Source organism: Flaviflexus salsibiostraticola, assembly GCF_003952265.1.
Taxonomy (GTDB): domain Bacteria; phylum Actinomycetota; class Actinomycetes; order Actinomycetales; family Actinomycetaceae; genus Flaviflexus; species Flaviflexus salsibiostraticola.
In genome coordinates this window covers 147,476-159,629 of the sequence record NZ_CP034438.1, presented here as the reverse complement: position 1 = coordinate 159,629, position 12,154 = coordinate 147,476, and the positions used below count along the sequence as shown (strand labels likewise).

At 65.0% G+C, this 12,154-nt stretch carries 10 protein-coding genes and 1 tRNA gene; 4 read left to right on the top strand and 7 right to left on the bottom strand.

Annotation, left to right across the window (positions count from 1 at the left end; genetic code table 11):
* Nucleotides 1-119: 119 nt before the first annotated feature.
* The 3 genes from EJO69_RS00790 to EJO69_RS00780 form a co-directional block, all read right to left on the bottom strand.
* Nucleotides 120-196: transfer RNA gene (locus tag EJO69_RS00790), tRNA-Val, on the bottom strand.
* Nucleotides 197-393: 197 nt separating this feature from the next.
* Nucleotides 394-1,836, bottom strand: coding sequence for an aspartate ammonia-lyase (aspA, locus tag EJO69_RS00785; protein ID WP_126037920.1), 1,443 nt, complete (start codon nucleotides 1,834-1,836; stop codon nucleotides 394-396).
* Nucleotides 1,837-2,108: 272 nt separating this feature from the next.
* Nucleotides 2,109-2,576: a DUF3052 family protein gene (locus EJO69_RS00780; protein WP_126037917.1), complete on the bottom strand. Its 468-nt coding sequence runs from the start codon at nucleotides 2,574-2,576 to the stop codon at nucleotides 2,109-2,111.
* Nucleotides 2,577-2,792: 216 nt separating this feature from the next.
* Between EJO69_RS00780 and aceE the strand changes: the two genes are divergently transcribed.
* Genes aceE through EJO69_RS00765 form a run of 3 tightly spaced genes read left to right on the top strand, consistent with a single transcriptional unit; the run spans nucleotide 2,793 to nucleotide 9,274 of the window.
* The gene (gene aceE, locus EJO69_RS00775) at nucleotides 2,793-5,543 is read left to right on the top strand and encodes a pyruvate dehydrogenase (acetyl-transferring), homodimeric type (RefSeq protein WP_126037915.1); all 2,751 of its coding nucleotides are present in this window, start codon (nucleotides 2,793-2,795) and stop codon (nucleotides 5,541-5,543) included.
* Between the two features lie 60 nt (nucleotides 5,544-5,603).
* On the top strand, nucleotides 5,604-7,355 hold the full coding sequence (locus tag EJO69_RS00770; protein WP_126037911.1) for an ABC transporter ATP-binding protein: 1,752 nt from the start codon (nucleotides 5,604-5,606) through the stop codon (nucleotides 7,353-7,355).
* Nucleotides 7,352-9,274: an ABC transporter ATP-binding protein gene (locus EJO69_RS00765; protein WP_126037908.1), complete on the top strand. Its 1,923-nt coding sequence runs from the start codon at nucleotides 7,352-7,354 to the stop codon at nucleotides 9,272-9,274. Before EJO69_RS00770 ends, EJO69_RS00765 begins: the two co-directional genes overlap by 4 nt.
* A 96-nt stretch (nucleotides 9,275-9,370) precedes the next feature.
* On the opposite strand, the gene EJO69_RS00760 is transcribed toward EJO69_RS00765, so the two are convergent.
* The 3 genes from EJO69_RS00760 to EJO69_RS00750 are packed head-to-tail and all read right to left on the bottom strand — an operon-like array spanning nucleotide 9,371 to nucleotide 11,304.
* Complete coding sequence (locus EJO69_RS00760; protein ID WP_126037905.1) at nucleotides 9,371-10,006, bottom strand: HAD hydrolase-like protein; 636 nt, start codon at nucleotides 10,004-10,006, stop codon at nucleotides 9,371-9,373.
* Entirely contained in the window at nucleotides 10,003-10,623 is a 621-nt protein-coding gene (locus EJO69_RS00755; RefSeq protein WP_126037902.1) for an L-threonylcarbamoyladenylate synthase, read from the bottom strand. Before EJO69_RS00755 ends, EJO69_RS00760 begins: the two co-directional genes overlap by 4 nt.
* A gap of 6 nt (nucleotides 10,624-10,629) precedes the next feature.
* Nucleotides 10,630-11,304, bottom strand: coding sequence for a hypothetical protein (locus EJO69_RS00750; RefSeq protein WP_126037899.1), 675 nt, complete (start codon nucleotides 11,302-11,304; stop codon nucleotides 10,630-10,632).
* A gap of 76 nt (nucleotides 11,305-11,380) precedes the next feature.
* Here EJO69_RS00750 and EJO69_RS00745 point away from each other — a divergent pair, with 76 nt between their 5' ends.
* Nucleotides 11,381-11,605: an acyl carrier protein gene (locus EJO69_RS00745; RefSeq protein ID WP_126037896.1), complete on the top strand. Its 225-nt coding sequence runs from the start codon at nucleotides 11,381-11,383 to the stop codon at nucleotides 11,603-11,605.
* 37 nt (nucleotides 11,606-11,642) lie between these two features.
* Here the strand turns inward: EJO69_RS00745 and EJO69_RS00740 are convergent, their stop codons facing one another.
* Nucleotides 11,643-12,149 carry a DUF3145 domain-containing protein gene (locus EJO69_RS00740; RefSeq protein WP_126037892.1) on the bottom strand — a complete coding sequence of 169 codons (507 nt, stop codon included), beginning with the start codon at nucleotides 12,147-12,149 and terminating at the stop codon, nucleotides 11,643-11,645.
* Nucleotides 12,150-12,154: the final 5 nt, after the last annotated feature.

Genomic DNA, 12,154 nt, shown 5'->3' with positions numbered 1-12,154 from the left:
GGAACCGTTCAACGCGTTCTTCGACCCTGGCATACAGACAGCAGCGGCCCGCCACGAGGGGCGGGCCGCTGAGTCGAGGTCTCAAACCGGTAATGTTGCCGGTTTGAACAACGACCTTCTGGTGGGCCCGGAGGGACTCGAACCCCCGACATCCACGGTGTAAACGTGGCGCTCTAACCAACTGAGCTACAGGCCCTAACCGCATGTCGGGCTCGAAAGAGCGGCAGACAGGCAGCGCGGATCGATAGATGACTTTACACTGCCTTGTGAAGTTGAACCAATCTGCTCGGCACCGACATCGTCACAGCGATCCTGAAATCCCGGTGTTGGACGGTGCTCCACGGACGGCAGCCGCGGGGGCTGTTGCGAGAACCGCCCCCGCGGCTGACCCCGCTACTTCTCTGGCAGGCCCTTCTCCCCCGCAGCCCAGATCCGACCCGTGTAGGTCGGGCGGCGGAACGACTCAGCGGTGAGGACCGCGTCGACCTGCTCGGGAGTCATGAGGCCCATCTCCACCACGACCTCCTTGACGGTCCTGCCGGTGCGGGCACACTCCTTGCCGACGAGGTCACCGTTGTGGTGACCGATGATCGGGTTGAGGTAGGTGACGATCCCGATCGAGTTCTCGACGTCCTGGCGGGTCCGCTCACCGTTGGCGGTGATGCCGGTGAGGCAGTGGGTGCGAAGGGTGTCGCAGGCGTTGCTCAGCAGCATGATCGACTCGAAGGTGGCCTCTGCGAGAGCGGGTTCCATGACGTTGAGCTGGAGCTGACCCGCCTCCGCCGCCATCGTCACCGTCACATCGTTGCCGATGACCTTGAAGCACACCTGATTGACGACCTCGGGGATGACAGGGTTGACCTTCGCCGGCATGATCGACGATCCCGCCTGCATCTCCGGCAGATTGATCTCATTGAACCCGGCCCTCGGCCCCGAGGAGAGCAGCCGCAGGTCGTTGGCGATCTTCGAGAGCTTCTGGGCGCCGCGCTTGAGTGAGGAGTGGACGGTCACGTAGTCGCCCGTGTCGCTCGTCGCCTCGACGAGGTCCGGGGCAGGGGTCAGGTCGAGACCCGTCACGTGCGAGAGCTTCCGAGAGACGACCTCGGCGTAGTTCTCCGGCGCATTGAGGCCTGTTCCGATCGCGGTCGCCCCGAGGTTGATGGAGAGGAGGTAGTTGGCCGCACGGTTCATGACGACGACCTCCTCCTCGAGCGTTGTCGCCCACCCGCCGAGCTCCTGGCCGAGCGTCATCGGCACCGCGTCCTGCAGCTGGGTCCTGCCCATCTTCAGCACGTCGGAGAACTCCTCGCTCTTCTCGCGGAGCACCTCGGCGACGAGCTTGATGCGGGTGATGAGGCGCTTGACGCCGACGTAGATGGCGAGTCGCAGCGCCGTCGGGTACACGTCATTCGTCGACTGGGACTTGTTGACGTGGTCGTTCGGGTTGATGACGTCGTAGCGGCCCTTCTCATAGCCGAGCAGCTCGAGGGCGAGATTGGCGACGACCTCGTTCGAGTTCATGTTGACCGAGGTGCCTGCCCCGCCCTGGAACAGGTCGATCGGGAACTCGTCGATGCAGCGGCCCTTCTCCAGCACCTCGTCGCAGCCGGCGACGATGGCCTGGGCGATGTCCGAGGGCAGGACTCCGAGCTCCTCGTTCGCGAGCGCCGAGGCCTTCTTCACCTGGACGATGGCGCGGACGAAATCCGGGACGTCGCGGACGAGCCTGCCCGACATCGGGAAGTTCTCGATGGCGCGGAGCGTATGGATCCCGTAGTAGGCGTCGGCGGGAATCTCCCGCGCGCCGAGAAGATCGTGTTCAACACGGTACGACATGGTCGTGTCAGCCTTTCTCTGCTGGAATGCGCACCCTGTGGGGTGGGGGTTCTGAAGCCATGCACCGGCCTGATACGTGAACCCTTTAAGCCAGCCTTCAGGTTAGGTGACCGTGCCGAGAAAGGGCGTATCGCCCTCGGCAGTCTCGCCGGCGATCAGCCCTGCAGACACACCGTCCGCTCCATCCACGGCCCTTGGTCCCATGTTCGCGGAGTCGTCTCAACGTGAAAGTGGGCGGCCCGAGGGCCGCCCACTGCTTTCCAATGAAGTGATCAGCGTCGAGGTCCGCGCGCCGTCAGACGCACTCCCGTCCAGTCGCGCGACAGCGCCGCCGCCGTCGTCGCTGCGAGACCGGCTGTCTGCGCCGCCTCTTCGACGACGATGTGCTCGACGTAGCCCGCCGTGCCCATGGAGGGGATCATGACCCAGATGATGCCGGAGCCGTCGTCAAGATTGGCCTTGGCGTCGACGAGGAGATCGGCGAGATCGTCCTCGTCGCCATCGTCGCTGCGCCACCAGATGAGGGTCCCGTCGCAGACGTCCTCATACTCTTCGTCGACGAGCGTCGTCCCGGTCGCTTCTTCGATCCTGCCGCGGAACGACTCTTCGACGTCGTCGTCCCAGCCGAACTCCTGGATCACCTGCCCCGTCTTCAGTCCGAGCTCCACTGATCCGGCCGCAGAACCGGTCCTTTCCTGTGTAGACCGCGAGGATGCGGTCGCCTTGTTATCCACACTCATAGTTCACCAAAGATTGAGGGAAATTTCCATGTCTTGCCGCCATTTCGACCGAAACGACGGAAGCGGGTGAGGAACAGCACGCTGAGAGCCCGTCTTTCTCACCCGGTGAACAGATCGAAGCGGGACGTTCGGCCTGGAAGGGGGTAGATTTGGACCATTGGGTTTCCGGCCGCCGACGGCCCGCCCCACCGCGCAATCGCACTGCAAGGAGATGCTGTGAGTTCGAAAGACGATACCTTCCCGCTCATCGATGGGCTTCTCAGCCGCGTACCTGATCTCGACACCGAAGAGACGCAGGAATGGCTGGATTCCATTGATGATCTCATCGATAGCCGGGGCGGCCCGCGCGCTCGCTACATCCTCCTGTCGATGCTGCGCCGCGCCCGCCAGCGGAACATCCAGGTGCCGGCGAGCCTCACAACTCCGTACGTCAACACGATCGCGGTCCAGGACGAGCCTTACTTCCCGGGTGATGAGAAGCTCGAGCGCGAGATCCGCCGCTGGGTCCGCTGGAACGCCGCGGTTCAGGTGACCCGCGCTCAGCGCCCCGGCGTCCAGGTCGGCGGCCACATCTCCTCCTACGCGTCGGTGGCCACCCTCTACGAAGTCGGCTTCAACCACTTCTTCCGGGGCAAGAACCATCCGGGCGGCGGCGACCAGGTGTTCTTCCAGGGCCACGCGGCCCCCGGCAACTACGCCCGCGCCTTCGTCGAGGGCCGCCTGTCCGAGAAGGATATGGACGGCTTCCGCCAGGAGCACTCCCGCCCCTCGGGCGGTCGCGGCCTGCCCTCGTACCCGCACCCGCGCCAGATGCCGGACTTCTGGGAGTTTCCGACCGTGTCGATGGGCCTCGGCCCGGCGCAGGCGATCCATCAGGCGTGGTTCAACAAGTACCTGCACGACCGCGGCATCAAGGACACCTCCCAGCAGAACGTCTGGGCATTCCTCGGCGACGGCGAGATGGACGAGCCCGAGTCGCGCGGCATGCTCCAGCTCGCTGCACAGCAGGGCCTCGACAACCTCAACTTCGTCGTCAACTGCAACCTGCAGCGCCTCGATGGTCCGGTGCGTGGCAACGGCAAGATCATCCAGGAGCTCGAGGCGTTCTTCCGCGGCGCCGGCTGGAACGTCATCAAGGTGATCTGGGGCCGCGAGTGGGACCCGCTGCTCGAGGCCGATCACGATCGCGCGCTCGTCAACATCATGAACACAACGCTCGACGGCGACTACCAGGGCTTCAAGGCCAACGATGGCGCCTACGTGCGTGAGCACTTCTTCGGCCGTGACCCGCGCACGAAGGCGATGGTCAAGGACTGGTCGGACGAGAAGATCTGGTCGCTCAAGCGCGGCGGTCATGACTACCGCAAGGTCTACGCGGCCTACAAGGCGGCCTCCGAGCACACCGGGCAGCCGACCGTCATCCTCGCCCACACGATCAAGGGCTACCTGCTCGGACGGAACTTCGCGGGCCGCAACGCGACCCACCAGATGAAGAAGCTGAACTCGCAGGATCTTAAGGGTCTGCGCGACACGCTCAACCTCGACATCGACGACTCCCAGCTCGACGATCCATACACCGCGCCGTACTACCGCCCCTCGCCGAACAACGAGGCGTACCAGTACATGCAGGACCGCAGGAAGCAGCTCGGCGGCTACCTGCCGCAGCGCCGCCAGACGTGGAACGACATCAAGCTCCCCGAGGAGAAGCGCTTCGACATCCTCAAGAAGGGCTCCGGTCAGCAGAAGGTCGCAACGACCATGGCCCTCGTGCGGCTCCTCAAGGAGCTCATGAAGGACAAGGAGTTCGGCCGGCGCGTTGTTCCGATCATCCCCGACGAGGCGCGGACCTTCGGTCTCGATGCGATCTTCCCGACTGCGAAGATCTACAACACGCACGGGCAGCGCTACACGTCCGTCGACGCCGACCTGCTCCTGTCCTACAAGGAGGCCGAGACCGGCCAGATCCTCCACATGGGCATCAACGAGGCCGGCTCCGCCGCCACTCTTGCCACCGTCGGCACCTCACACGCCGTCCACGGCGAGATGATGATGCCGTTCTACATCTTCTATTCGATGTTCGGCTTCCAGCGCACGGGCGACCAGTTCTGGGCGGCGGGCGACCAGCTCGCGCGCGGCTTCGTCATCGGCGCAACGGCCGGCCGCACCACCCTCGCGGGTGAGGGTACGCAGCACATGGATGGGCACTCCCCCGTCCTCGGCTCGACGAACCCGGCGATGGTCATGTACGACCCGGCCTACTCCTACGAGATCGGCCACATCGTCAAGGACGGCATCACCCGCATGTACGGGGATGGCTCCGACGGCCGCGACCAGAACGTCATGTACTACATGACCGTCTACAACGAGCCGATGGTCCAGCCGGCGGAGCCAGAGGACGTCGACGTCGAGGGCATCCTCCGCGGCATCCACCGCGTGGCCACGGCCGAGGGCGACGGCCACCGCGTCGGCCTGCTCTCCTCGGGCGTCGGTGTCCCGTGGGCGATCCATGCGAAGGAGCTCCTCGAGAACGACTGGGGCATCAAGGCCTCCGTCTACTCCGTGACCTCGTGGTACGAGTTGCGCAGGGACGGCCTTGCGGCCGACGAGCACAACTTCCTCCACCCCGAGGAGGAGCGTCGGGTCCCGTTCGTCACGCAGAAGCTCAAGGATGATGCCGACGTCTTCGTCGCGACGTCCGACTTCGAGCACCAGGTGCAGGACGCGATCCGTCCCTGGGTCCCCGGTACGTACGCCACCCTCGGTGCGGACGGCTTCGGCTACTCCGACACCCGTGCGGCTGCACGCCGCCAGTTCAAGATCGACGCCCACTCGATGGTGGTCCGCGCCCTGTCGACGCTCGCCGACCTCGGCCGGATCGACCGATCGACCGTCTCGCAGGCGATCGAGAAGTACGATCTGTTCAACGTCAATGCGGGTCAGTCCGGCGAAGCCGGCGGCGACGCGTAGATCCTGACGTCGGGGGCGCCATGGTGATACCGTGGCGCCCTCACTCGTGAAAAGAGAACAATGCTTATCCAGTTGACCTGGGACTATCTACGACACCGGAAGGGCAGGGTTGCGGCCGTTCTCGTCCTGCAGCTCATTCAATCGATCGCCTCGCTGTGGCTGCCGGCCCTCAACGCCGCCATCATCAACGACGGCGTGCTCGAGGCTGATATCCCCGTGATCTGGCAGCTGGGCGGGGTCATGCTCGGCGTCACCATCCTTCAGGTCATTGCCATCTCGGCCGCGATCTACCTCGGCGCCGGCCTCGCCATGGGCCTCGGCCATCATCTGCGATCCGAAGTGTTCGGCAAGGTCCAGAGCTTCGGCCGTGCCGAGCTGCACCGCTTCGGCCCCGCCTCCCTTATCACCCGCTCGACCAATGACGTGAGCCAGGTGCAGATGGTCGTTCACCTGACGTTCACGATCATCGTCATGGCGCCAATCATGGGCGTCGGCGGGATCGTTATGGCGGCGGCCCAGGATGTTGTCCTGTCCGGACTGTTCGTCGTCATCGTCCCCATTCTCGGTCTCTTCACGTTCTCGATGATGGTCCGGCTCGGCCCGCTCTACGAGGTCCAGCAGACCAGGGTCGATACGATCAACAGGCTCCTGCGCGAGCAGCTGACCGGTGTTCGGGTCATCCGCGCATTCCTCCGTCAGCAGGCGCAGAAGCGGCGCTTCCGGAGGGCGAACGATGACATGCGGGAGGTCTGGCTCAAGATCGGCACGACGTGGGCGTTCATGATGCCGGTCATCCAGATGATCGTCGGGCTATCCTCGGTCGCAATCGTCTGGTTCGGCGGTCACCGCATCGACGATGGCGCCATGCAGGTCGGTTCTCTCATCGCCTTCATCAACTACCTCATGCAGATCCTCATGGCGATCATGATGGCGGCGATGATGTTCATGATGGTGCCGCGGGCGCGCGTCTCCGCGAACCGCATCGGCGACGTCCTCCACACCGATATCGACATCGTCGCCCCCGCGGAGCCCACTCCGCTGCCGCCATCCCCGGCCGAGTTCCGGCTCGACGGGGCAACCGTCCAATACGACGACGCGGACCGACCCGTGCTTGATTCGATCGACCTCCGCCTTCCGGCGGGCTCGACGACTGCCCTCGTCGGCGGCACCGGATCCGGCAAGACGACGCTCGTCCACATGCTGTCGCGCATGGTCGACCCGGTTTCCGGCACCGTCACCCTCGGCGGTACCGACATCCGCTCCTTCGATCCGACGTCGCTGCGCGCCCGGATCGCCCTCGTCCCGCAGAAGGCGTACCTGTTCGCCGGCACCGTCGCGTCGACGGTCACCGGGCAGCGAGGAGCATTGGAGTTCGATGAGGAGCGGATCTGGCGGGCTCTCGATGCGGCTCAGGCGACGGAGTTCGTCGCGAAGCTCGACGACGGCCTCGAGTCCCGGATCGACCCCGGCGGTCGGAACCTCTCGGGAGGCCAGCGCCAGCGGCTCACCATCGCCCGCGCCCTGTACCGTGCGATGGCGGGAGAGGTGGACCTCATCATTTTCGACGATTCGTTCTCCGCGCTCGACTTCGCCACTGACAAAAAGCTTCGGCACGCACTTCCGGACGCCGTCCCCGGCGTCGCTGTCCTCATCGTCGCCCAGCGCATCTCCACCATTCGCCACGCCGACCGGATCGTCGTCCTCGACGGCGGCCGCGATGTCGGTCAGGGAACACACGAGGAGCTCATGGAATCCTGCTCGACCTATCGGGAGATCGTCGCATCCCAGCTCTCCGCAGAGGAGGCCGCATGAGCCCGCACCATGGCGCCCGCGCCATCGAGAAGTCTGAGAACTTCGGCGGCACGATGAAGCGCCTCGTCAGAATGCTGCGCCCGGCGCGCATGAAGATCGCCCTCATCATCGTCCTCACCGCCATCGCCGTTGTCCTCCAGGTGGTCGGACCGGCCCTTCTCGGTCGGGCAACAGACGTCATCTACACGGGCGTGCTCGGTCGGGTGCTCGCCGACCTTCCGCAGGGTCTGACCACCGAGCAGACCGTCGAGCTGCTCGAGGAGCAGGGACGGGGCGAGCTCGCCAACATGGTGGGCCGCGCCGACGTGACGCCGAGCATCGGCATCGACTTCAGCAGCCTTGGTCGGATCCTCCTGCTCGTCGCCGCCATCTACGTCATCTCAGCCGTCTTCCAGTTCGTGGCAGGATGGATCATCCGCATCGTCGTCCAGAACCTCGGCTGGGAGCTGCGGGCGAAGGCACAGGCGAAGATCGATCGCGTCCCGCTGTCCTACATCGACCGCAGGTCGCGCGGCGATCTGCTGTCCCGGGTGACGAACGACGTCGACAACATCACGCAGACCCTCATGCAGACGATGAACTCGATCTTCCAGAACCTGCTCACCATTATCGGGATCGTCGCCATGATGTTCATCATCTCCTGGCAGCTCGCGCTGCTCACCTTCCTCGTCGTCCCCGGCGGGATCCTGCTCGCGACGCGGGTGATGAAGAAGGCGCAGCCGCACTTCCGGGATCAGTGGAAGCTGACCGGCGAGGTGTCCGGCACCGTCGAGGAGGCCTTCACCGGCCACGAAGTCGTCACCGCCTTCGGACTCCAGGAGGTCTTCACCGAGGAGTTCGATGAGCGCAACGAGAAGCTTCGTCACGCGTCATTCATGGCCCAGTTCATCTCCGGACTCATGCAGCCGGCGATGAACCTCGTATCGAATCTCGGCTACATCATCGTCGCCGTCGTCGGCGGCATCCAGGTCGCCTCCGGCACCATCACACTCGGTGCCGTCCAGGCCTTCGTCCAGTACTCCCGCCAGTTCACCCAGCCGCTCGGTCAGCTCGCCTCGATGGCGAACCTCCTGCAGTCGGGTGCGGCGAGTGCCGAGCGCATCTTCGCCTACCTTGATGCGGACGAGATGGAGCCGGACGCGGCTGGAACCCTGTCCTCACCCACCCGCGGGGAGGTCGAGTTCCGCGACGTCCGCTTCTCCTACGAGGAGGACTCCCCCGTCATCACCGGGCTGTCACTCCATGCGAAGCCGGGCCAGACCGTCGCCATCGTCGGACCCACCGGCGCCGGCAAGACGACCCTCGTCAACCTGCTTCTGCGGTTCTACGAGATCGACTCGGGACAGATCCTCATCGATGGCGTCGACATCTCGACGATCTCGAAAGAGGCGCTGCGCGCGAACATGGGCATGGTCCTGCAGGACACGTGGCTGTTCGAGGGCACGATCGCCGAGAACATCGCCTTCGCGAAGGATGATGCGACGGACGAGGAGATCCTCGCGGCCGCACGGGCTGCCTCAGTCGATCGTCTCGCCGGCCAGCTCCCCCAGGGTCTCGACACCATCGTCGACGATGAGGGTGAGACGATCTCCGTCGGCGAGAAGCAGCTCATCACGATCGCCCGCGCCTACCTCGCCGACCCCGAGATCCTCATCCTCGACGAGGCGACATCCTCTGTCGATACGAGGACGGAGATGCTCGTCCAGGACGCCATGGCCAACCTCAAGACGGGCCGCACCTCCTTTGTCATCGCCCATCGGCTGTCGACGATCCGCGACGCGGACCTCATCGTCGTCATGGAGGATGGGGATGTCGTCGAGCAGGGTACACACGACGAGCTCATTGCCCGCGAGGGCGCCTACTCGCGGCTCTACCAGGCCCAGTTCGAGAATCGCGAGCCCGCCGAGAGGCAGCGTTAGCGTGGCAGCCGCCGCCCGACGCCAGGGCGGGAGATCGGCAGCCAGATGACGGCGACTGTGGGGGCCCGCGATGATCGCGGGCCCCCACAGCATGTCTCAGACTCCGAGCAGAATGTCTTCCAGCTCGGCAGGCGTCGCTGCTGACCGCCACGCCATGTCGTGCTCATCCGGGGTGCCGGCGCCCCAGCCGACGAGGACGGCCCGCAGCCCATGGGCGGCGGCCCCCTCGATGTCGTAGACCCTGTCCCCCACCATGATGATCTCGCCGTCGACGGGGCCGATTCGGCGGATGGCCTCACCGACGATCTGCTCCTTGTCGGAGCGTAGGCCATCCTCGCTGCCGCCGCAGACGGCGGTGAACGTGTCGAGAAGCCCGTATCTGTCGAGGATGAGGCGGGCGCCTGATTCCTTCTTCGAGGTCGCGACCGCGACGGGCACTCGCGCGGCGAGGTTCCGGATGACGGTGTCGATCCCATCGAACAGCGGGGAGTCGAGCATGAGGGCGTTGTAGTGGGACCGGTAGTAGTCGATGTAGTAGGGGACGTCCTTCTCGTCCGCCCCCAAGTCCATCATCGTCCACGGCAGTGGCGGCCCCACGTACTTGAGGAGCTCTTCGGGCTCATAGTCTTTCCCGGAGATCTCCTTCGCGGTCAGCGCGAAGAGGGACGTGACGATCGGTGCGGAGTCGACGACGGTGCCGTCGAGGTCGAAGAGGACCGCTCCCAGGCTCACTCGAACATCTCCGTGCTTCCGGCGCCGACACGGGCGACCTCGGCGAAACCGTCGGACATGTCGACGACAGTCGTCGCACCCTCGGTGCCGACGGGACCTTCGATGACAATGTCGAGCGCATGGCCGAGCGTCTCGTTCACGTCCCACCCATCGGTCATCGGCTCCTCCTCATCGGGGAGGATGAGCGTGGAGGAGAGCAGGGGCTCCCCGAGTTCGGCGAGGAGGGCCTGGGTGATCGCGTGGTCGGGGATCCTCACGCCGACCGTGTTCTTCTTCGGGTGGAGAGTCATGCGGGGCACCTCTTTCGTGCCCTTGAGGATGAAGGTGTAGGGGCCCGGGGTCAGCTGCTTGATGAGGCGGAACTGGGCGTTGCCGACGATGACGAACTGACCGAGCTGTGCGAAGTCGGAGCAGAGCATCGTGAAATGATGCTTGGCGCTCACGCGTCGAATCGCGCGGATCCGGTCGAGGCCCTCCTTGTTGCCGAGGCGGCATCCGATCGCATAGCCCGAATCCGTCGGGAAGGCGATCACCTCCCCCGACCGGAGACGGTCGGCGACCATACTGATGAGTCGGGACTGAGGATTCTCGGGATGGATCTCAACGTACCGTGCCACTGCTGCTCAATTCTCGCGCTGCTCGCGCTCCCTGTACTTCTCTTCGGCTCTGTCCTCCGCGTCGCGGATGCAGAGATGGAGGTAGGCGAGTCGATCCTCATGCTGGCCGGGAATCCGGTGCTCATGAAGAGTCTCGAAGTGCTTGCGCGCGACCTCCGGCTTCTCCGCATCGATCGCCGCCATGACGATCTGCTCACCGGCGGCGAACTTATGTTCGGCCGGATCCCAGTAGGCGATGCCGAGGGAGATGCCGGCGTCGGCGTGGCCCGCCTCCCGCAGAATCTTGATCGCCTCTCCGAGGGCTCGGCCGGTCCTGTCGCGCTCGATCGCCGTGTGGAGGCGCCTGTTGGCGCCCTCGATGTCCGAATCGACCGAGAGCCGCGCCAGCTCGATGAGCGGGTACCAGGCGTTCGGCCGGCCGCTCAGCTCCTCCGCGAGGGACCACATCGCGAGGTTCGCCTGATCGGCATGGTGATCGCTCTCGGCCGTGAGCGGATCTTCGACCTCGGCGGCTTTGACGGCCTGCTCGACAATCTCGGCCAGGCTCTGGAAGGCGGCGATGTCGTTCGGGTCCTCATAGAGGGTCTCCCGAAGCTCGAGGCCTCGGGCCACTCGGTCCGCTTCGGTGTCGGCAGCGCCGCTGACCTGCATGAGCTGCTTGAGAATGTCAAGAAATGCCATGTGACCAGGATACCTAAACGCCACACGCAACGGGCAGTCAGCCCGCCTGATCCGCGCTCAGGGTAATAATGGGAGTATGTCGATTGAAACTGCGCGGGAGATTCTTGCTGGACTTGCACCCGAAATCAGCCCGGATGAGGTGACGGCGGACGCCGATCTCGTCGATGATCTGAGGCTGGATCCGCTCACCCGCTACGCGCTCGCGTTCGCCCTTGAGCGCGCCCTCACAATCCAGATCCCTGATTCTCGAGTTGCGCAGGCGCGGACGATCGCCGACCTTCTCGAGGATTCAGCCAGTTGAACCGGAGCGTGCTCTCACCGCAGCCGGTCGGAGCGGCTCAGCCGACGCGGTGGAGCCAGCGCACGGGGGCACCAGCCCCGGCGTAGCGGAACGGCTCGAGTTCGTCATCCCAGGCCTGCCCCAGTGCGAGGTTCAGGAGCCGCCTCATCTCACCCGGATCTGAGTCGGCGTGTTCTAGGGCCGCGCGAATACGGTTCTCGGGTACGACGATGTTGCCGACGAGGTCGGTCTGAGCGTAGAAGATTCCAAGTCCCGGCGTGTGCGACCAGCGACCGCCTTCGGTCTGCGGGGTCGCCTCCTCGGTGATCTCGTAGCGCAGATGCTCCCAGCCGTTGAGGGCCGAGGCGAGCATGGCGCCCATGCCGATCTCGCCCGTCCACGAGTACTCGCCACGGTGGTAGAGAGGGTCGGCGGGCTGGTCGATCCACTCGATCGACACCTGGTAGCCGAGCACACCAGAAAGCGCCCACTCCACATGCGGTTCGAGGGCGGGCGTAACAGAATGTATGAAAATGACGCCACGAGTGGCGCGCTGTGCTGTCATCGGAA